Here is a 21,525-nt window from a genome sequence, read left to right as displayed (position 1 = left end):
AAAAAATGTATAATAATCCGTATGAAAAAGTATCTGTTGTTTTCTCTCTGGTTCGTGTGTGGGTATGCCCTTGATATGATGTCTACGACAGAAATCTCTCGGGGTATGCGAGGTGTAGGATACTCTGTGTTTTCTGGATGGGAGTCTGAAGCCTTTGAGGTGGAGATTGTCGATGTAATGCGGGGCACAACCCCGGAGGATACTCTCATTCTTGCCAGACTCTCCGGTCAAAATCTGGAGCAGACTGGCATCATTGCAGGGATGAGCGGGAGTCCTGTTTATATCAGTAACCGACTTGTAGGGGCAGTTGCCTATGCCTGGTCGTTTGCAAAGGAAGCTCTTTGTGGTATTACCCCGGCTGAGCTTATGGTGGGGACTTCTTTTCGTGTTACCAAACCCTTTTCGTCTACAAAGAGAGCGGTATTCTCTTCTTTTCCCCTGTATCTCTGGAGTGATGGGAGGGGGGATTTTTTGGGATTTCTCTCCAATCAGGTATCCCGGCAAGTGTCTTTTCTCCCTATGGCTGGAGGAAAAGGGGTAGAGAAAGATATGCCCTCTTCTCTGAGACCGGGAGATGCTGTAGCTGTCCATCTTGTTGATGGGGATGTGAGGATTCAGGCTATTGGAACGGTTACAGCGGTAGAAGGTGAGAAAGTATGGATGTTTGGGCATCCTTTGTTTCAATCTGGCCAGATAGAAGCCCCCTTTTCTCGAGCGTATATCTACGGGGTAATGCCTTCGTATACGGTTTCGTTTAAACTGGGCACAGCCGGTCAAGAACTTGGTAGTGTGGTGTATGATGGGGCTTTTGCCGTTGAGGGAAGGGTTGGAAAAAAACCAGATATGCTCCCTGTTGAGACCACGCTTTATGAACCAGGAGGTACCAACACCTACCATTACAGGGTGGTGAGGAGTCCTCTTTATCAGGCCTATTTTACCATGGTTGCGTTTTTTTCTCTCCTCGAATCGACACTGGGTAGTGCAGAGCAACATGTGATTGATCTTTTGCTTGAAGCAAAAGTGCTCTATGAGAGAAAGACCAATACGCTTACCTGGTCTATGAACTCTTTTTATGATCGAGATGCTGTGACTTTTGGAAGGTTGGTGAGTGATGTCTGGGAGTTTTTGTCTCTTGTTCAGGGTCAGGATAGGGAAAATGTTCGTATAGAGAATCTCCGGATAGTTCTCAAGAAACAACCTGTAGGGCGAAGAGGATTTGTAGAACGGGCATGGATCGAAAGGTCTACCTTCCAGGTGGGGGAGACGATGCAGATCTCGTGTGTTTTGAGGGATAATTTTTCGCGGACCTATAGGGAGCGTTTTGAGATTGTTCTTCCGGCATATCTTGTACCGGGGAAGTATCAAATTATCCTTGGTAATCCGCAGAGTGTACGGGCATATATAGAAAAGGAATCCAAGGCCTCTCTGGAGATTTTCACTTACAGGGATGTTCTTCAGTATTATAAGGAAAAGGCAGCATACCCTGCAACGCTTTCACAGTTGTGGTGTGGTGTGCTTTTGCCTTTTTCCTCGCAGAGAACGGCCCGGGGAGAGATACCTGGACTTCCTCGTCAGTATGGAGAATGGCTTGATGGAGGGCCAAGTGTTGGCAAAGAAAAGAGAGGGTTTCATTTGCTTGGAACAAATAGGGATGTTCCTTTTGTTCTGCCCGATGAGGTGATACTCCTCCCTATCACGATACAATCCACTAATGGAAGGAGCGGCTCATGACAGAGACAAAGCTTTCTGAGCGTTTCTGGACACTTCCGAATGTACTTTCACTTTTAAGGATTGTTCTTGTTTTTCCTGTTTTATATCTTTTGCGTTATCCTCATATGCGTTTGTATGTGTTTCTTTTGGTGGCAGTTGCGTATGTGACCGATTTTCTGGATGGATGGATTGCCCGAACCTTTCAACTTCAGAGTCTGGTGGGGACAATCCTTGATCCTATAGGGGATAAACTGCTCGCCGTGACATTGGCGACGGTGCTGTACATTCAGCAGGAGATTCCGTTTGTGTTTTTTGCTGTGGTGGCGATGAGGGATATTATTATTGCTCTTGGAGCTATTTATGCGCTCAATATGTATCGGTATGTGTTTCTTCCCCTCGTGGTGGGGAAGCTTACCACCTTTATGCTCGGTTTTTTCTATTGTAGTTTTTTGTTTGCGGGAACTCGGTGGGGAGAGGCTTTCCCCTGGCTCTCGACGGTAAACAGGTATCTCTTGTGGCTTGTTGTAGGGCTTTTGGTTTTCTCTGGTTTGGCGTATGTGATAAATTATATACGTTATTTCATTGAATCTAAGAATTCACAGGGGTAAACTATGAAGTATGTTGTATTTCTTCTTGATGGGATGGCAGATGAAGTACTTCCCGAACTGGGTGGGATGACCCCCCTTGAATATGCTAGAACACCGGTGATGGATAAGCTTGCCAGCGAGGCTGAGTTTGGCACATTTCTCACTCTTCCTGAAGGTTTTCCTACCTCCTCTGATGTAGCCAATATGTCGTTGTTGGGGTGGGACTTGTCAAACTCTTATACCGGGAGGGGACCAATCGAGAGCTACGGGATGGGTATTCCGCTTGATGAGGAAACGATAGCCTTTCGGCTTAATCTCATTACCGTCAAGGATGGACTTCTGGAAGACTATTCTGCAGGACATATCGAGGATGAAGAGGCCGAAGAGCTTATTACCTTTCTTCAGCAGGAGTTGGGAAGCGAAAAGATTCGTTTTCAGAAAGGGGTAAGTTATCGCCATCTTCTTTATCTCAAGGGAAAGGAGTTTTCGCCTCATATTCTCTATGAGAAACCGGACTCTTCTCATGGGATGGAGTGGGAAAAGATCCTTCCGAAGGCTGCAGATGAAAGCGCAAAATACACTGAAGAGACCCTTCTTTCTCTGATGTACCGGGCGCATAAGCTTCTTTCTTCCCATCCCATTAACCAGCGACGTCGTGAAACAGGAAAAAACGAAGCAAACATGATCTGGCCGTGGTCAGGAGGGGGAAAACCGGATGTTCCGTCCTTTGAAGAGATGTATGGAAAACGAGGGGCCATTGTGGCAGCGGTGGATGTGATTTTGGGATTGGGACGGCTGGGGAATATGACTGTACGTCGCCCTGAAGGAGCTACAGGATGGATAGATACCAACTACGAAAACAAGGCAAGAACTGCTGTCGAGCTTTTGAAAGACCATGATTTTGTCTATGTCCATCTTGAGGCCATTGATGAATGTGGACACCTCGGGGATCTTGATCTCAAGATTCGCGCTATCGAAGAAGCCGATAGTCGGTTGATAGGAACTTTTTTAGAGCTTTATCGGGAAACATTTGATGGAGAACCATGGCGCGGTGTAATCCTCCCTGATCATCCTGTGCCGGTCAAACTCCGTAAACATACGCGTACCCCTGTGCCGTTTATGCTCTGGGGGGAAGGGGTGAGGCCAAATCCTCTGGTCAAAACCTACAGTGAAAGGACAGCTTTGCAGGGAAAATATACCGGCCTCAAAAAAGACGAATTGATGAGGTTACTCTTTCAATAAATTGAAAAGAGTTGGAGGTGCTAAAATCTTGAAAAGGAGTAGAAGATATGAGACCAAAATTCCACCTTCCAGAACACTTGAGGTGTGAGTTAAACTTTGTTGAAGAACTTGAAAAATCTCTCAAACAAAACTGGGATCTGATGGCTGTTTCTGACTATGGTGGCAAAACCCATTATACGTATGGGGAATGTGCCCGAATGTTTCTTGCTATCCACCAATTTTTTGGGGATGCGAAAATCAAACGCGGGGATCGTATAGCTATTTTGGGTAGAAATTCGGCAAATTGGGCAGTAAGCTACCTGGCTGCTATCAGTTATGGGGCGGTGAATGTGCCGCTTTTGCCTGATTTTCATCCTGCTGATCTTGTGCATCTGTTAAATCATTCTGAGAGTCGAGTCCTTTTTGCGCTTCCGTCGCTTTTTGAGGCCATTGATCCAGCAGAACTAAAATACCTTGAGGTTGTTATTTCCCTGGAGGATATGGAGATACTCTGGCAAAAGAAAAAAACACTCAAGAAAAGCATCCGTGAATATGCTCACTCTCTCTTGGTTGACAGGAATACTTTTCAGCTCCCAAAAGTGGGGACACATGATTTTGCCTCTCTCGTGTACACATCAGGAACCACAGGTTTTTCAAAAGGTGTCTGTCTTTCGTGTTCTCATCTCATGTCCAATATAAAGTATGCCAGGGATACCATGCCTCTCTTTCCCGGAGAGACGATTCTTTCCTTTTTGCCGGTAGCGCACTCTTTTGGGTGTGCTTTTGAGTTTCTCTTTCCATTTTTTACCGGGTGTCATATCAACTTTCTCTCCAGAACCCCCACTCCTACGGTACTTATTGAGGCTTTTGCCAAGGTAAAACCTTCTCTCATCCTTTCTGTACCACTTATCATTGAGAAGATGTACTACAAAAAGATCAAGCCAGCTCTTGATAAGCCAGTACTGCGTCTTTTGCGATTTGTTCCCGGTGTCAATGCAGCCATCAAAAAAAAGGTACGGGATCAGCTTGTTGCTACCTTTGGGGGAAATTTTCGCGAAGTCGTGATAGGTGGTGCTGCCTTTAGCCCGGAAGTGGAAGCTTTTCTTCGGTCAGTGGAGTTTCCCTTTACGGTTGGATATGGGATGACAGAGTGTGGTCCTCTCATTAGCTACAGCCCATGGAAGGAATATGCCCCACACTCAGTAGGGCGGGTGGTAGACAGGATGGAGGTTAAAATTGTTCCTCTTCATCCCGGAGACACATCAGGAGAAATTATGGTACGTGGAGCAAATGTTATGTCTGGTTATTACAAGAATCCTGATGCTACCAAAGAGGTTTTTGATGAGGATGGTTGGCTGCATACAGGAGACATGGGCTATATTGATGAGAAGGGTTTTATTTACATTAACGGACGATGTAAAACGATGCTTCTCGGTCCATCAGGTCAGAACATTTATCCAGAGGAGATTGAGGCCAAACTCAATGTTCTGCCCTATGTTCAGGAATCTCTCGTTGTATCCCGGGAACATCAGCTTGTCGCTCTCGTGTATCCCGATATGGATCGAATTGATCAGGAAAAGCTTACTGAACAACAGATTGTCTCCATTATGGAGGAGAATCGAAAAAAACTTAACGAAATGCTTCCTGCTTATGCAAAAGTAGTGAGGATAGAGATTATGTCAGAGGAATTTGAAAAGACACCTAAAAAAGTATCAAAAGATTTTTGTATTTGTAAGGGAGAAAAAAATTTTAAAAAAACTCCCCGTTGCGTCAAATAAAAAAGTACTCGAAATTCGAATCATTGCCTCATAAAAAAAAGTACTCAAAAATTCCATACAGTTTCCTCCAAATTTTTGTTTTTTACATTCTTTTTCTTTTGAAGGCTGAAAAGTTTTCTCTGGCAAGCCGTAATTTTTTGTCTTAGGTGAAACAAATCGAGAGCCTTATAAAGCCTTGTTAGGCGTTCCTTTTGTGCCTCACTTACATAAGAGCTTTCTAAAAGCCGTTGGTAGGGAGTTTTAATATCATCATGCTTCTTTTGCACCTTGCTTCCGATTCTCTTTTTCTCTGTCATTTTCATAACCGGTTGAAAAAAGTTGGCATAAAGCCTGAGATACGCATAGAGTCGGTTCAAGTAGTATACTTCTTCCTCGGTATCTAGCGGAAGTATCCAACATTCTGGCGGACTATGGAATAGTTTTTCTGCTCAACGTAGCAGTTATCATTGGAACGGGAGCCTTGTAAATTTTATCTGGTGCTTCTCACACCAATCACGCAGAGGATGATTAATAAATTCAGCACCGGTATCAGAATCAATTCCCCGTAAATCAAAAGGAAGTCTTCCTTTGACTTTTTCTATGGCTTCTCTTACCCATTTTGAAGCCTTGTTTTTGATTGCCACAAGTTCTGTCCAACCGCTCCAAACATCCACCATATTTAATGTTTGAGCAAAATCTCCCCGGCTATTTCCTCCCTCATGGGCTACCAGATCAATCTCCATGAACCCAGGGCAATTTTCATCCCACTCTGCCCACGTGCGTATAGCTATTTGTTGCTTTAATAGCGTTCCAGGCTTTGTACCTTTTCGTCCTTTTATCTCAAGCTTTTTACGCTCATGCTTCAAAAGTCGGTCAATACTTGAGGCACTTATATGGCGCAAGTTTTCTATAGCCTGTGGAGAACCGTGGAGATGTCCGTTTGCTAAGAGATTATCTAAAACTTCATTGAGAATCGGCTTTAAGCGTTTGCCACACATGTAGTTTTCAATTTCCCAGACCTGTTTTAGCATTTTTAGTTCCTCTTCGCCGAATTTTTTCTTTCTGCCAGGTCTTTTGCCCTTTTTGGCTATGTCGGCTTTAAGGTAATTTTTTTTGCCTACATAGATGGTTTTTCCGTGCTGCCTCAAGAGCCTGGCGGCATAGTTTCGATTTTTTAGGCCTGTTATCCTCACAAAGTAATCCAGTATCTCCTTTTTCTCCTTTTTGCTGGCTTTTTGATATTGTTTTGCCGTTTCCCTGTAAATAGGTCTCCTTTCAAACATCGCTAACTCCACCTTGTACCTCCAGTTCTTTGAACTGGATTATTTTACACAAATTTAAAGTACTTTTTTATTTTGAAGCAACGTTCCCTTTTCGAGTACTTTTATTATGAAGCAATTCGAAAACTTGACATTTACCAGGAAAGGAAGTATAATAATAAATAGAAAAACCAAAATTTTAAAAGAGGAGGAAAAGTATGAAAAGACTTATCGCGCTCGTGGTCCTGGTAGTATTTGTGGTATCTGGTTGTGGAAAGGTGATAGTTAGAGCTCCTGAGGGAAAAAAGATCCTTATTAGCAGCCAGTCTATTACTTCTCCTGACCAGCAAAAGATGGTGTGGTATGTTCTCTGGGGTTTAGTGCCACTTGGTGACAATTCGACGGCTCCTCTGTTGGCTGCCTACCCCGATGGTTCTGAGGTGGCTATTTCTACGGAGTATTCTATTATCGACTTTTTTATTTCGATGCTCTTGGGGCAGTTCTCTATTAGTACGCGAACCATTAGAGTGCAGAAGATAAAATAAAAGTGAGCGTGAGAGAAGAAGGGGAAAACCCTTCTTCTCTGTTTTTTTATGGTAAGAAAATATATGAGAAGACGTTGGCTTTTGTTGTTGGGGGTGGTTTTGAGTTTTTTAGGATGTGTGCAGCGTGAAGAGGAAAAGGCGGTGAGGGATTTTCTTCGAGTGTGGGAGGATGTACGACCGTTTTATAGAGATCGGGTTTCTCTTATTGCTTCAAGGGGGTTTTTGGATGGGGCTCTTATTCCTCTCCTTCACAAGGATTTAGTCACAAATGCGTTATTTTGTAAGGTGGTGACGCAGCATTTTGACACGGTGGAGTCTTATATTGAGGTGTTTTCGAATATTTCCCTCCATTATACCTACCTCTCCTTTTCTGAGAGTTTAGGAGGAAGATCTCCTGCCGTTATCGCTCGCCAGATAGAGGATACTATTGTTGCTCTTGAGAGTCTTCCGGAAAGTAAAGAGCGAGAACAAAGGCTCGCCCTTGCCTCCATGATGAAAAAACGTCTTACGCAGTACGAAACACTTCGGCCTCTCGTTTCTTCGAACTGGATACGGGTTATTTACCGTCATGCTCAAGAGCTTGGAAAGGTCTATCAAGGGCTTCTCGAGTAAAGAGGCTGAAGGTTTATTCAAGCTCTACCACGAGGGGGTCTTCGGGAAGTGGGATTTTTCCTTCGAGAGAGAGGGTCTTTCCGTGAAAGCAGTCTATCCCTCGAATGGGAAACGGAAGGGTGAAATCCCCTCGTTTTCCGACCAGGTTGAGAAAAGCCCCGTAGTGTTTTGTCCCACGACGTTCCAGCCAGACTATACCATCCCCGATAAGTTTGACCGAGCAGAGCAAGCTATGCTCTTTGATCTTCTGTGTAAGGGAAAAACACGCTTGAAAAAACTCAAAAAACGTACTATCTTTTGTTTCCCATGGTACAGGCATACGTTCAAAGAGGGAGGGATACTCTGGTATCGCATATTCCTGTCCCATGTAGACAAAGGTGGTGCCGGGGAGGAGTTGGTAAAAGACTGTCCAGTGCTTAAGAAGGTTTCCCCTTCCAAAACGCCAGGCGGCACGTTTTTGATCGTGATTTTCGAGAAATCTTGTTTTCGTTGTGCCGGCTGGATACACTGTTTGCTGGGTATAGAGATAGTCGATGAATGGTTTTAAGGATTCTTCCCCACCCCAATAGGCTTCAAGTCGTTCAAATCCATCATAGTCATAGGTGAGGTCAAAAGCCTGGTGAAGTTCCGGACCACCGTGGCAGAGAAACCCCTTTTGGCGTACGTGAAGCAAAAATTGTGGGTGCACCTGCTCAGCAAGCCAGAGGATGGGATAGGTTTCTCTCCCCCCATCGATGGGTTGGTTGACACGTCGTCTGGCTTCCTTCCAGAATTCTATGGGGACAAGAGAAGCAACATCACAGCGGAATCCATCTACGCCCTCATCTCGCCACTGGATAAGGGTCTCAATCAGTTCGTCCCACAGGGCTGGAGAAGAAGAGAAGTCGAAATCTATAATATCACTCCAGTCGTCAAATTTTCGGGTAAAGGAGCCCTTTTTGTCACGCAGATACCATTCGTGATGCTTCTGGGCGAGATAGGCATCGGGAGAAGAATGGTTGTATACCACATCGATCATGACCTTGAGGCCCAAGTCGTGCGCTGTCTGAATGAATGTTCGAAAGTCCTGAAGGGTCCCAAGTTCTGGGTTAATCTCACGGTAGTCACGAATGGCATAGGGGCTGCCGAGGCTTCCCTTGCGAGAGATTTCACCGATGGGATGGATCGGCGTAAGGTACACCCACGAAAAACCCAGTTTTTTCACATGCTCAAGATGGGGAAGAGCTGAGAGGAAATCCCCTCGAGCTGTAAGATTTCTGAGAAAAATCTGATAGATACTCGTTGTTTCTAGCAGCATGTCTTTGTCCTTTCGATTTTTTATAGTATAAAGCAAAATGCAAAAATATCTCAAAATTTTTACAAACTTTTTTATCCAGTTTTCCAAAAGTTACCATTGGGTGTTTTTTTAGTCCTTTTACCTTTTCTCTTTTCTTTCTTTGAGAATGAAAAGCATCTTTTTCTCATCACAAGAAAATGGGGAAAAGGGTCTTCTTCATAAAAAATAGAGTAGCTAATTTTTCTTTTTTAATTGAAATTTTTTCTTTCTTGTGCTATACTCTTTCAGAGGAAAGAGTCATAATGAAGGAGGAACTATGAAAAGGTTTATACTTTGGTGTTTTGGACTTTTTCTTACTTCTTTTGTTTTTGGAGCAGAAGTTTCCCAGCGAAAAGAGGTAGCCGTGATGTCGGTGTATAGTTCGTACAATCTTCCCAGCTCGGCATATATGTATTTTGATGATAGGATGATTGCAACTATTGCTTCCATGAAACGGTTTCAGGTTATTGGGTATCAGTATCGTCTGGATGGGACGACAGCCCAGAGGTTTATTGAACGTATCCGCGAACTGAAAAAACAGGCTGCTCTTCAGAACCCTCAGTATCGCGATGAGGATCTGGGAATAGCTGTGATTCCTGCAAGTGAGATGGAACGTCTGGTGAATTCGGTTTTTGTGTTTATTCCTTCTATTAATGGATTTGATTCTAAGAGTTATGATATTCAGATCCCGCAACCCAAAAAAGGGGGAGGGTATGAGATTCGTATTGTGAAAGAGCACAAAGCGACGGTGAATGTTTCTATTAAGATCATCGATACAGCTGGTAACCTCCTCTCAACCTATGATAACAGGGGAGAAGCAATCTCTCGCAATAGTGCCAACGAGGCTTACCAGAAGGCTGTGAACGATGCGATGGAAGGGCTTGCCTATTATCTACGGAATGTCGAGGAGTTTAAGATCAAAACAGGTGTTCTTCGCGTCGATGGGAATTTTGCGTACCTTGAGCTCGGGAAAAACCTGGGGATCAGTCCGGGATATGAGTTTGCTATTGAGGAAGAAGTTACTGTCATGGGGCGTTTCACGGAAAAGCGGCGAACAGGGCTTATCCGTGTAAGCTATGTAAGTGATGAATATTCGTATGGACACATCATTTTTGGTTCTCCTAAGCCGGGGGATCAGCTGATCGAGGCACCCAAGGCAGGGAGAAGGTTTGGGATAAGTTTTGGCCCCATGCCTTTTGGGGTTCCTGCAAAAGCGACGCTTTCGTATCCTTCTCTTCCCGATCTGAATAATACACAACTTTCTTTTAGTTCTCTCAATGGATTTGCCCCCGCTTTGATGATGCAGCTTGATCTTGAGTCAGGATATAGCTGGCTGTGGGAAACAGGTTTTGGGATGGGGTTTGTTGATCCCTTTATGCTTTATTTGACCATCGGGCCTGCTTATGAATGGTACATGCGGAATACGAGCCTGGTAGTGGGAACAAAGTTTGCTATTTCCATTGGAGCAAAAGATGTTATGGAGCTTCCTAATGAGTGGGGACTTACGATTGAGGGTAAGGATTTCTCCTATCCTGTAAAGGTTTCGCTTAACTGGTTTGATTTTGCCCTTCAACCTTTTGTTTCGTACAATATCCAGTTTAATCAATCGGTGAAGCTGCGGTTTTTCGGTGGCTTTCACTGGAGTTTTTATCAGATGGCAGGACTCTATTTCAGGGAAGATACAGGAAGCGATCAATCAGGAGAATCCGTCTTTGTAAAACCACATTTTACAGACTGGAACGGTACGCTGAGTACCACAGGAGTGTTTGGGGGAGTGGAGATTATCTTCCGGTTATAAATCGTAGGTACTCAAGAAGACCCGGGTTTCCCGGGTCTTCTTTTTTGGAACATTATTATATATAATATTCTCTTTTTATTGAGTATAAAAAGGTGGTTTTTTGTGATTTTTTTTTCTTTTACTTATAGTAATGCTAAATATTTTAAGGTTTTCTTTGCTTTATAGTTAATGAAATCAAGAGAAAGGAGGAGATACATGTTTGAGACAAAGGAAAAAGAGGTGCAGCTTTCCGCTGAACTTTTGGCTTTTATCAATGAGTGGAAAGCAAGACCGGGAAACCTTATCATGATTCTGCACCGTGTTCAGGAGGAGTATGGGTATATTCCTCGGGATGTGGCTCTGTCTTTATCTCGTATGCTGGATGTGCCTTTGGCAAAAATCTATGGAGTGGTGACTTTTTATCATTTCTTTCGCCTGGTAAAACCCGGTAAGCACACCATCTCTGTTTGTATGGGGACAGCATGCTACCTCAAAGGGGGAGAAGATCTCATTAAGGAACTTGAGGTTCAGCTAGGCGTTGGTGTCAATGGAACAACGGAGGATGGACAGTTTTCTTTGCAGGCTGTTCGCTGTCTTGGATGTTGTGGACTGGCACCAGTGCTGACAGTAGATGGTGAGGTGTATGGTCGTTTGACCAAAGAGCAGCTTCCAGATATTATTGCCCGGTATAGCAAGTAGTATATGCACGCCACACTGACAGATATCCTCTACGACCTGGTGCAGAATGCGATTGAGGCAAAGGCTTCTCTGGTGACTCTGGATTACCTGGAGGAGAAAGAGACGCTTACCTGCTGTATAGGAGATAACGGTGTTGGGATGACGCCGGATGAAATGAAGCAAGCCGTAGATCCCTTCTACACCAATGGAGAGAAGCACGCAAAACGCAAAGTTGGACTGGGGCTTCCTTTTGCTAAGCAACTCTGTGAGACAGTTGGGGGAGAGTTTCTGCTTGATTCGCGTAAGGATGAAGGAACGTCGGTAGCTCTTGTGCTTCCAAAATCTCATGTAGACATGCCCCCAGTGGGTGATCTTGTATTGCTTTTTGTTCAGGTGATGGGATTTGATGGAGAGTATGAAATGTTGATCCATCGTAAACTAGGGGAAAGATCGTACCGTGTAGTGAGGAGCGAGCTTCGAGAGGCTGTTGGCGGATTTGAAACGGCTGAGTCTCTTTCCTGGGCAAAGTTTTATATTACAAAACTGGAAGAAGAATTAAAGGAGGAAGTATATGGCAAAAATCACGCTTGAAGAGTTGAGAAAACTTCGTGAACAAAGCAAAACGGAGATAGAGAAACGTGAGGTTGAGAATAAGTCCACGATTATTATCGTGGGAATGGGAACGTGTGGAATTGCAGCTGGGGCTCGTGATACTTTGAAATCCTTTGTTGAAAATATCGAAAAACTTGGACTCAAAGATGTGGTGGTGAAACAAACAGGGTGTATGGGTTACTGCTACGTGGAACCTACTGTTGAAGTCATTATGCCCGATATGCCTCAAACAATTTATGGCAAGGTTACAGCCGATGTTGCACGCAAGATCCTTGAAGAGCATGTAATCCACAAAAAATTGGTGAGCGAGCATGTGATGGATAAACCAGCCGCTGACATCATGAAGTAAGGGAGGATACCATGGCGTATAGAGGTTTCGTTCTGGTTTGTGGTGGAACAGGTTGTGAATCCAACAAATCCAGTGTTATTTTTGATCAGATGCAGAAAAAGATGACGGAGCTTGGTCTTCAGAACGAGATACAGCTCGTCAAAACAGGGTGTTTTGGGCTCTGTGAGAAGGGTCCTATTGTGAAAGTGCTCCCCGATGAGACGTTTTATGTTGACGTAAAACCAGAGGATGCTGATAGAATTGTTCAGGAACATCTTCTGAAGGGGCGTCCCGTCAAGGATCTTGTCTATCAGTACGATGAAAGTCACAAAAATGTCAAGATCGAGAATATTCCTTTTTATCAGAAGCAGTTTCGTATTGTGCTTCGTAACTGTGGTGTTATTGATCCGGAAAATATCAATGAATATATCGCTCGTGATGGATACAAGGCCCTGGAAAAGGTACTGTTTGAAATGAAGCCGGATGATGTGATCGAAGAGTTGAAAGTATCCGGACTTCGTGGTCGTGGAGGAGCTGGATTTCCCACATGGCGGAAGTGGGTTTTTACCAAGGATGTAGAGTCAGATGTAAAATATGTTGTTTGTAACGCTGATGAGGGAGACCCTGGCGCATACATGGATCGTAGTACTATCGAGGGTGATCCCCATTCGATCATTGAGGCTATGACTATCTGTGGCTATACGGTAGGGGCGCATCAAGGATATGTTTATATTCGCGCTGAGTATCCCCTTGCGATCAAGCGTCTGGAAAAGGCTATTGAGCAGGCTCGTGAGCTTGGGCTGTTGGGGAAAGATATTCTGGGCAGTGGATTTGATTTTGATATTGAAATTCGTCTTGGGGCAGGGGCTTTTGTCTGTGGTGAGGAAACAGCTCTGCTTGCTTCTATCGAGGGCAACCGTGGTATGCCTAGACCCCGTCCTCCCTTCCCTGCTGTGAGTGGACTCTGGGGTAAACCTACCGTGATCAACAACGTAGAAACGTGGGCAAGTATTCCCGTGATTATTCTCAAAGGTGGCAAGTGGTTTTCTCAGATTGGAACAGAAACCTCCAAGGGAACCAAGGTGTTTGCCCTCACAGGAAAGGTGAACAACTCTGGTTTGATCGAAGTACCTATGGGGACCACCTTGAGAGAGGTGATTTTTGATATTGGTGGTGGTATTAAGGGAGGAAAGAAATTCAAGGCAGTACAGTCTGGTGGACCCTCGGGGGGTGTGATTCCTGCAGAGTATCTTGATACACCCATCGACTATGAGAACCTTCAGAAACTTGGGTCGATTATGGGATCTGGTGGTCTCATTGTGATGGATGAAGATGATTGTATGATCGATATTGCCAAGTTCTATCTGGAGTTTACTGTGGATGAGTCATGTGGAAAGTGTTCTCCCTGTCGTATTGGTGGAAGACAGATGCACAATATTCTTGACAAGATTTCAAAAGGAAAAGGTGAACTGGAAGATATCGAAAAACTTAAGCAGATTGGTCGTGCTATGCAGAAGGCTTCGCTCTGTGGTCTTGGACAGACAGCACCCAATCCAGTACTTTCTACTCTTCGCTACTTTGAGCATGAGTATCGTCAGCATATTGTAGAGAAGAAGTGTACTTCAGGAAGTTGTAAAGAACTTGTGAGCTACGTAATCGATCCTCAAAAATGTATAGGGTGTGGGCTTTGTGCTATGAAGTGTCCTGTGAACTGTATTTCTGGTGAGAAGCGCAAACCTCATACCATCGATCAGGCAAAGTGTATCAAGTGTGGCAACTGTTATACCGTGTGTAAGTTTGGCGCGGTGATAAAAAGCTAAAGGAGGTAAGCTATGGAAATGATTCAGATAAAAGTTAATGACATGGCCGTTGAAGTTCCCAGGGGAACAACTATTTTAGAGGCAGCCAAGAAAGCACAGGTAAATATTCCCAAGCTTTGTAACCATCCAGATCTTCCTCCAACAGCCGCTTGTGGGCTCTGTATTGTCAAGATCAAAAATAACCCCAAGATGATTCGTGCCTGTGCGACGAAGGCTGAACCAGGGATGGAGATTGTCACCCATGATCCTGAGCTGTACGAGGTTCGAAAAACAGTACTTGAACTCATCCTCTCCAACCATCCCAATGATTGTCTTCGCTGTCCGAGAAATGGGAATTGTGAACTTCAGAAACTGTCAGAGGATTTTGGTATCCGAGAGGTACCTTTTACCAATATGATAGTAGAACACCCGGTAGACGATTCTTCTCCTGCTCTTACTATCAACCCTGCCAAGTGTGTCAAATGTGGGCGTTGTGTTGAGGTGTGTCAGGTAATGCAGAACGTATGGGCACTCGAGTTTATCGGACGGGGGTATAACATGCGTATTGCCCCTGCAGCTGATGTCAAGCTTATTGATAGCCCATGTGTGAAATGTGGTCAGTGTACCGCGCACTGTCCTGTTGGTGCTCTTTATGAGAAAGACGAGACACCTGCAGTGTGGCAGGCTCTTCAGGATCCCAAAAAGCACAAAGTCGTTCAGATTGCTCCTGCTGTTCGTGTGGCTGTGGGTGAAGCGTTTGGACTGGAGCCCGGAACCATTCTTACCAAAAAGATTTACAGTGTTTTGAAACGTTTGGGGTTTGATGCAGTTTTTGACACCAATTTTGGTGCGGATATGACTATTATGGAAGAAGCAAGTGAATTTGTGGAGCGTTTTGTTCATAAAAAAGGCCCCATCCCTCTCATTACAACGTGTTGTCCGGCATGGGTAGATTATCTCGAGAAGTACTATCCCGATATGATTCCTCATTTCTCTACCGCAAAATCTCCTCACGAGATGGTGGGAGCTCTTACCAAGACGTACTATGCAGAGAAAAAAGGGCTGAAGGCTTGTGATGTCTATGGTGTCTCTATTATGCCTTGTACGGCAAAAAAATATGAGATTAGCCGTTCTGAGGAGATGAAAGCCAGTGGGTGTCAGGATATTGATGTCGTATTGACTACACGTGAGTTTACACGAATGATCAAGTCTTCTGGTATTGATTTTCTCAATCTTCCTGATTCGGATCCTGATCATATTTTGGGGGATTATACCGGCGCAGGAGTAATTTTTGGTGCAACGGGTGGAGTAATGGAAGCTGCTCTTCGCACCGCTTACTATTTCATTACTGGCAAAGAGCTGGGCAAGGTTGACCTGGAGGAAACAAGAGGTCTGGAGGGTATTAAAAAGGCTACTATTGATATTCAGGGCACCAAAGTGAATATCGCGGTAGCTCATGGTCTTGCCAATGTTCAGTATGTTCTGGAAGAGGTAAAATCAGCCCTCGCTGCAGGAAAAGAGCCCCCGTATCACTTTATTGAAGTGATGGCTTGCCGTGGTGGATGTGTCGGCGGTGGTGGTCAGCCTTATGGAGCAACCGATGAGATTCGTGCTAAACGTGCTAGAGGTATTTACCAGGATGATAAACAGAGTGAAATCCGTTGTTCCCACCAGAATCCCATGGTGCAGCAGCTCTACAAAGAGTATCTTGGCAAACCTCTTTCTAAGAAGAGTCACGAACTTCTCCATACACACTATCACGAGAGACCATTGTACAATAGATAAAATAAAAAAGGGAGTGCGCCATGCACTCCCTTTTTTATAACAGATTTTTGCTAAAAAGTAAGAAGAATAGCTGAAGGAGGTATCTTTTACTATGGAAAAAACTTCCGGTTTATTTTATGAGATACTTGCAAAATGGTATGATGAGATTTTTCCTCTTAGCGAGGAACTCAAAGGTTTCGTTACACACTGGCTTAGAGATAACACGACAGTTCTTGACATTGGTAGTGCCACAGGAGAACTAGCTTCGTTTCTTGGCTCAAAAGAAGAAGTGTCAAGGGTTGTCGCTCTAGATCTTGATCCCGCTATGGTTCTTCAAGCTAGAGAAAAAACTCGAAATAACCCAAAAATAGAAGTAAAACAGATGGATATGATGGCGATAGGAGACTTGGGGGAGGCATTTCATCTCATTACCTGTCTTGGGAATACTCTTGTGCATCTGGATTCTTATGAAAGTATTCAAAAGTTTTGTCGATTGTGCTATGGCGCTTTGAAACCTCAGGGAAGATTGATCATTCAAATCTTACATTATGATACTCTTGTGCACAGGAAAGTCGAGTCTTTGCCTCTCATTGAGAGTGAGCACTGTATTTTTGAGCGTTTTTATGCCTATCACGGAAAAAGGGTAGAGTTTCGTGGCTGTTTGTTAGACAAGTCTTTGCAAAAATCTTATGAAAGTCGGTTATGGCTTTATCCGCTGGAGAAAGATGAGCTTCTCTTTTGTTTTGATGGTCTTGATGTGAGGATTGATCTTTATGGAGATTTTTCTTTTACTCCTCTATTTGCTGATTCCCCTCTTCTTGTTGCTGTGGTAGAAAGAGTTTAAGATTGCATGTTTTTATTTTCTTAAGAAGGCATGTTCGAATAGTCTTTTTAGGCGAAGAAGGGCATACCTTGAAGGTTACTTCTTAGCTCAAAAGCTCAAAGAAAAAAAGAGAAAGCTTTGGTTAAACGTTTAACTAATATCTTTTTTTCCACCCGCTTGAGTGTTTCAAAACTCCTATTTTCTTGTTACAGTTAGGAGAGAAAACTTGCTATTACCTTATCGCAGTGGAAACTCGAGTTTTGGTGGCTCGTATAGCTTTTCACAGTCTTTTCATTCTTCCTGGACTGTGATGAGATAACAACTTTTTATGGTGCTTGATTTCTCCTCTTTGCAGAAAACATGGGATACTTTAAAAAGTTTAATCTCCTCCTCAGAATGACTCAGGTAAAGCCTTCTGAGGAGGTTTTCTTGCAAAGAAAAATCATATATTGAGTCCCTGGATTATCATCAAGGATAATCCAGGGAGACTTTATTTTCTTTTTCGGATGAAAAACTCCACACGCCGGTTTCTTGATCTCAGCTCATCCCGTTGTTCTTTGGACATTTCCGGTTTTATAGGTTTGTAGGGTCGTTTTTCACCATATCCAGCCCATGTGAGTTTGTCAGCAGGAATCCCCTGGCTTACGAGGTAGTCATACACCGCTTTTGCTCGCTTTTCGGAGAGTTTTGTGTTGAAATCGGGCGTAGGACCAGGCAGGTCGTCTGTATGACCGGAAACCTCTATGAAAAAGTCTGAGGTGAGTCCATACCGTTCCGGTTGACTCAGTAATCGCTGGAATACACTTACCATTTTACCAAGAATTTCTTGGCTTTGGCTTGTTAACCGGGCAGAATTGAGCGCAAAACGGACACTACTGATACGTATACGGAGTCCTTCGGGAAGTTTTTCAATCAAAACCCCTGTGGTAAAGTTTGTCTGGTAGCGATTGGTGTGGCCGAGGATGTCACGTGTTACTATCTCAATCATATAGTCCTGGACGGATTCTACAAGTTCTCCGTCGTCTCCGAGGCCGTTCCAGTCCCACGTTTTTTCAAAAAGCGATGGTTCATCCTCAAACTGCCACTCCCACCTTTTTACGGGAAGAGGAGGGAGATTTTCCCGTATTTTGAGGATGCTTAGGCTTGCATGTTCAAGTCCAGCTAAATCCCACAACGTGGCTCGGAGAGAAAGGGTATCATTTTCTCCATCACCATCAGGGGTAAAGACCACGGGAGAAAAGAAGAGTTCCACTTTTGGTGGTTGACTATCCACTATTATATCCTCAAGCTCTGCCTGAAGAGCATTTCCGTCGAGGTAAGAGAGTCCCCATCGGATGGTGTAGTATCCATCAGGTGCTATTCCCTGGGTTGTTTTGCCATCCCATGTCCAGAGGTTGCTCCACCTGTTGAGAGCCTGCTGATAGACAGTTTCTCCCTTTTGATTGAGAATTTGAAATTCGTTTCGTTCAATCCGATTGGTTTCTGTGACTGTTCCTCTCACGACGAGCGGACGTTTTCCGGGAACGATAGCGATGTCATTTACCTCAAACGAAAGTTCGGGATACGTTTTTGCAAGGTAGACGTTGGAGATCCATTCTCTGGTTACGTTCGATGCGTTATCCCGGCTGGTGAAGCTGAGATGGTACGTTCCCTCAGAAAGCTCTTTACCGGTGTTATCTTTTCCATTCCAGAGAAACTCTCTCTGCACAGGCCCGCGCCACTCGGTAGAGCGGACGATTTCTCCTTTTTCGTTGTAGATAGCCATCGAAAAAACATCGTTTGATCTCCCCTCCGGGCTAAATCTGACGACCAAACTATCCCTTCGGCCGTCGTTGTTGGGGGAAAAGGCAGGGATATCCACCGAGGCACCGAGTTTTGGCGGAATGCTATCAATCTCCAGTCGCCTTTCAGGGCTTTGAGGATTCTGGCCATCCTCGTAGAGGGCTTTTGCCTGATAAGTGTAGTAATTATCGGGAAGATTATTCAGAGGAACATCAATAATGGAAAGCCAAATATTTGTGAAGAGACGATACCTTTCCCGGTTACTCTCGTCACGGATAACGAATTCAAGATTTTTGATGCCCTGAGGGTTTCCTTCCAGGGTAAAGCGAGCGGTTGGGGTGAGTCTAGGGGAAACAAAGGCAGAGGCTGTGCTTACTGAGAGACGCTCTCGCCCTGTTCGAAGAACAATCGGAGAGATATTCGTCTGAAAACGGTTCCCTACGGCATCCTCTGCTTCTACTACCAACGCATAACGGCCTTCGGGGAGGGGCTCAAGTTTTGGATTTAAACCCGTCCATTCGATGCTTTTTTCCCACTCTTCAGCTGGCTTTTGTTCGTAGAACACGGGACTCCCTGTTTCATCCACAATCGTAAGCGTGAGGATATCGTTGGAGGCTGCCTTGATATCAAGGCTGATAGGAAGCGTTCGCTGTTTTGAATCAGGGAGGGGTGAAAATATCGTATACGGAAGTTTGACATTGACAACAGGGGAAGTGTTATCGATGGTGATAGGAAGAGCAGAACTTTTGGGCTGGTTGCCGCTTTCGTAGAAAAGCTGAAGGGTGGCTGTGTAGATACCATCAGAAACGATAGTTCCCTGATTATCTCGGCCATCCCACGGAAGTAAAGAGGGGAGAGGGGAGCTTCCTCCTATTTCTCTGACCACTTGGTCCTTTTCGTTCTGAATGGTCAGGAGCCATTTTTTTAGGAGATTGGTACTACTTACCTGCGGGGTTATGGTCACCACCTCTTCTTTACGAGCAGAGAAGGCATTTTTAGAGAGAACAAGAGATGCGGTTTCCATTGTTCTCACCAGTTGTACAGAGGTATTGGTCTCCATAGTGTTGCCGGCATCGCTTTCAAGACGAAGGACAAGACGATACACGCCCTCGGGAAGAAGATTCCCATTTGCCTCGCCTTTCCAGACAATCATCGGTGGAAGACCATCTTCATTTGTCCACACGGTTCGGGATACCTCTTTTCCACTTGCATCCTCTACGACAAAAACAAGTCTATCCTGAGGGAGTGACTGAACATTTTTGAAAGAAATCTCTATGGTTTCGAGGTTTCCATCCCCGTTGGGAGAGAAGACCGTACTCGAGGTTTCAAGGTGAAAATCCCGCTTTTCTGTATCAAGGACGACACTTTGCCACGAAGAAGCCGTTTCATTTCCTGTGATGTCACGGGCACGTATACGGTAGCGATAGGTTCCATCAGGCAGTTTTTCTCCTTTGTCATTTCTTCCATCCCACTTGATGCTTGGCGGGATTTCTATTCCTCGGTCAGGGGTGATAATTCTTTTAACAATGTTTTTCAAGGAGAGAGTTTTTGTTTCGAGGGATTGCCAGCTTTCGAAACGTCGGACAACTTTGCCGGTACTGTCCACAATTTCCACCTCCCAACCGGAGAGTTTATCATTATCGACGATAGGAAGAGGAAAAATGGCTTCATCTTTGATCCCATCAAGATTGGGGGAGAAGAAAACTACAGGGAGGGAAGAGATTACCGGTGGTTTGTCGTCGTACTGTCCCCACGATACATTGACCATCAGGTTATGAGAGAGAGCGGGATTCATCTGGATGCTGTACCACAGGGCTACCTCGGTATACGAAGCTGAGGGGGTTTTCCCAAAACGCATGATAAGATTGGTCTTCTCTTTATCGAGAGCCACTCCTCCCACAAGTCCTATCCCGGCGCTCGTTGTGGGAGAAAACGGAACCACTGTTCCCAGCGGAAGTTGGTAGCCAGCCGAGAGAGAAAAGGCATCCCAGAAGGTATGTTTCATACCCATACCCACGAGGGTAAAAAAGGGAGAAAAAGACAGGGATACATCACTCTGAAGTCGTAGATTGTACCATCCGAAACGAAGAGGTGAAAATCCACCCCCGACACTTACCATAAAGGGTTTCCAGGGAATATCCTGGAAAAGAGAAACAGAGCTTCCTATGTTTTTGAGAACAAGGGCGTAGTCCCAGTTATAAAAACCTATGCCTGAGCCCTCCCCCCCTCGTTGCACCGCTCCGATATCGAGAGAGAAAAATCCCTGTCCCAACATCATGCCGGTATTGAGTTTGATGCCGAGAGAAAACCATCGGGAAATGGTCCGACTCCAGAGGAGTTCAAACTGGAGAAGATTGTGAAGGGTTTTATCATACGAGAGTCTTGCTCCAATTTGTCCCAGAGGGGTGGGCACTCCTCCAAAAAAACGATACACCAGGTTTTCCGCCATTCCCTCGATGCTGCCCCCTGTTTGGAGACGGGTGATGTCGTAGAGGGCTGGGTTTGCCCAGCAAGAGAAGCTATCAGCACTTATCCCCGTAAATCCTATGGCTTGTCCATCTACCCCAAGTCCGGAGAAACTCTTCTCACTTCCTGCAGGAAGTGCAAAGACTCCACCATGGAGTATCACAAGAAAAAAAACACGTATAAAAAATCTCATTATTCTCCTCCTCGTTTTTTTATTATAGCGAGGGAGGAAAAAATTCGCAATGTTGTGAAAATCTCTCAAGGAGTACGAAAGACCAGGCAAAGGGAGGAAAAAACAAGCAATCCCTGTTTATCAAGCCAAATTGTCATTTCTCGTTTTTTAGTACTCAGAATGACTTGTATGTTGGGAGATAAAGAGGATAAAAATGCTCTTACTGTTGTGTCAATAAGTTTTTTAACTTTTTTGGGAGTTTAAGAAACACATTGGGTTTGAGAGGTGTCTTTCATGTTTTTATGGAAAATTCTTTTC

15 protein-coding genes and 1 pseudogene are annotated in these 21,525 nt (G+C 44.5%); 13 read left to right on the top strand and 3 right to left on the bottom strand.

What is annotated here, in order from left to right:
• Positions 1-21: 21 nt before the first annotated feature.
• The 4 genes from KDW03_RS01375 to KDW03_RS01360 are packed head-to-tail and all read left to right on the top strand — an operon-like array spanning position 22 to position 5,296.
• Positions 22-1,731, top strand: a complete 1,710-nt coding sequence (locus KDW03_RS01375) for a SpoIVB peptidase S55 domain-containing protein (protein WP_271435613.1) — start codon at positions 22-24, stop codon at positions 1,729-1,731.
• The gene (locus KDW03_RS01370; RefSeq protein ID WP_271435612.1) at positions 1,728-2,318 is read left to right on the top strand and encodes a CDP-alcohol phosphatidyltransferase family protein; all 591 of its coding nucleotides are present in this window, start codon (positions 1,728-1,730) and stop codon (positions 2,316-2,318) included. The genes KDW03_RS01375 and KDW03_RS01370 overlap by 4 nt, the downstream gene beginning before the upstream one ends.
• 3 nt (positions 2,319-2,321) lie before the next feature.
• The gene (locus tag KDW03_RS01365; RefSeq protein WP_271435611.1) at positions 2,322-3,539 is read left to right on the top strand and encodes a cofactor-independent phosphoglycerate mutase; all 1,218 of its coding nucleotides are present in this window, start codon (positions 2,322-2,324) and stop codon (positions 3,537-3,539) included.
• Positions 3,540-3,586: 47 nt separating this feature from the next.
• On the top strand, positions 3,587-5,296 hold the full coding sequence (locus KDW03_RS01360) for an AMP-binding protein (protein ID WP_271435610.1): 1,710 nt from the start codon (positions 3,587-3,589) through the stop codon (positions 5,294-5,296).
• A 44-nt stretch (positions 5,297-5,340) separates the two neighbouring features.
• On the opposite strand, the pseudogene KDW03_RS01355 reads toward KDW03_RS01360, so the two are convergent.
• A pseudogene (locus tag KDW03_RS01355) lies at positions 5,341-6,558 on the bottom strand (integrase catalytic domain-containing protein).
• Positions 6,559-6,752: 194 nt separating this feature from the next.
• Here KDW03_RS01355 and KDW03_RS01350 point away from each other — a divergent pair.
• Positions 6,753-7,079: a hypothetical protein gene (locus tag KDW03_RS01350; RefSeq protein WP_271435609.1), complete on the top strand. Its 327-nt coding sequence runs from the start codon at positions 6,753-6,755 to the stop codon at positions 7,077-7,079.
• Positions 7,080-7,142: 63 nt separating this feature from the next.
• Entirely contained in the window at positions 7,143-7,691 is a 549-nt protein-coding gene (locus KDW03_RS01345; RefSeq protein WP_271435608.1) for a hypothetical protein, read from the top strand.
• Positions 7,692-7,704: 13 nt separating this feature from the next.
• Here KDW03_RS01345 and KDW03_RS01340 read toward each other — a convergent pair whose 3' ends face one another.
• Positions 7,705-8,988, bottom strand: a complete 1,284-nt coding sequence (locus KDW03_RS01340; RefSeq protein WP_271435607.1) for an alpha-amylase family glycosyl hydrolase — start codon at positions 8,986-8,988, stop codon at positions 7,705-7,707.
• A gap of 295 nt (positions 8,989-9,283) precedes the next feature.
• Between KDW03_RS01340 and KDW03_RS01335 the strand changes: the two genes are divergently transcribed.
• From KDW03_RS01335 to KDW03_RS01305, 7 genes are all read left to right on the top strand, one after another.
• Positions 9,284-10,804: a hypothetical protein gene (locus KDW03_RS01335; RefSeq protein ID WP_271435606.1), complete on the top strand. Its 1,521-nt coding sequence runs from the start codon at positions 9,284-9,286 to the stop codon at positions 10,802-10,804.
• Positions 10,805-10,999: 195 nt separating this feature from the next.
• Positions 11,000-11,482, top strand: a complete 483-nt coding sequence (locus KDW03_RS01330; RefSeq protein WP_271435605.1) for an NADH-quinone oxidoreductase subunit NuoE family protein — start codon at positions 11,000-11,002, stop codon at positions 11,480-11,482.
• Between the two features lie 3 nt (positions 11,483-11,485).
• Entirely contained in the window at positions 11,486-12,052 is a 567-nt protein-coding gene (locus KDW03_RS01325; protein WP_271435604.1) for an ATP-binding protein, read from the top strand.
• Complete coding sequence (locus tag KDW03_RS01320; RefSeq protein WP_271435603.1) at positions 12,033-12,422, top strand: (2Fe-2S) ferredoxin domain-containing protein; 390 nt, start codon at positions 12,033-12,035, stop codon at positions 12,420-12,422. Before KDW03_RS01325 ends, KDW03_RS01320 begins: the two co-directional genes overlap by 20 nt.
• A gap of 11 nt (positions 12,423-12,433) precedes the next feature.
• Complete coding sequence (gene nuoF, locus KDW03_RS01315) at positions 12,434-14,221, top strand: NADH-quinone oxidoreductase subunit NuoF (RefSeq protein ID WP_271435602.1); 1,788 nt, start codon at positions 12,434-12,436, stop codon at positions 14,219-14,221.
• Positions 14,222-14,233: 12 nt separating this feature from the next.
• A complete protein-coding gene (locus KDW03_RS01310) occupies positions 14,234-15,985 on the top strand; it encodes an NADH-dependent [FeFe] hydrogenase, group A6 (protein ID WP_271435601.1) in 1,752 nt (583 codons plus the stop codon).
• Between the two features lie 91 nt (positions 15,986-16,076).
• Positions 16,077-16,808 carry a class I SAM-dependent methyltransferase gene (locus tag KDW03_RS01305; RefSeq protein WP_271435600.1) on the top strand — a complete coding sequence of 244 codons (732 nt, stop codon included), beginning with the start codon at positions 16,077-16,079 and terminating at the stop codon, positions 16,806-16,808.
• A gap of 469 nt (positions 16,809-17,277) precedes the next feature.
• Here KDW03_RS01305 and KDW03_RS01300 read toward each other — a convergent pair whose 3' ends face one another.
• Positions 17,278-21,228, bottom strand: a complete 3,951-nt coding sequence (locus KDW03_RS01300; protein WP_271435599.1) for a T9SS type B sorting domain-containing protein — start codon at positions 21,226-21,228, stop codon at positions 17,278-17,280.
• Positions 21,229-21,525 lie beyond the last annotated feature (297 nt).

The organism is Thermospira aquatica (assembly GCF_023525255.1).
GTDB classification, from domain to species: Bacteria; Spirochaetota; Brevinematia; order Brevinematales; family Thermospiraceae; genus Thermospira; species Thermospira aquatica.
Note: the sequence above shows the minus strand (reverse complement) of the source record. Positions and strands in the feature narration are given on the sequence as shown.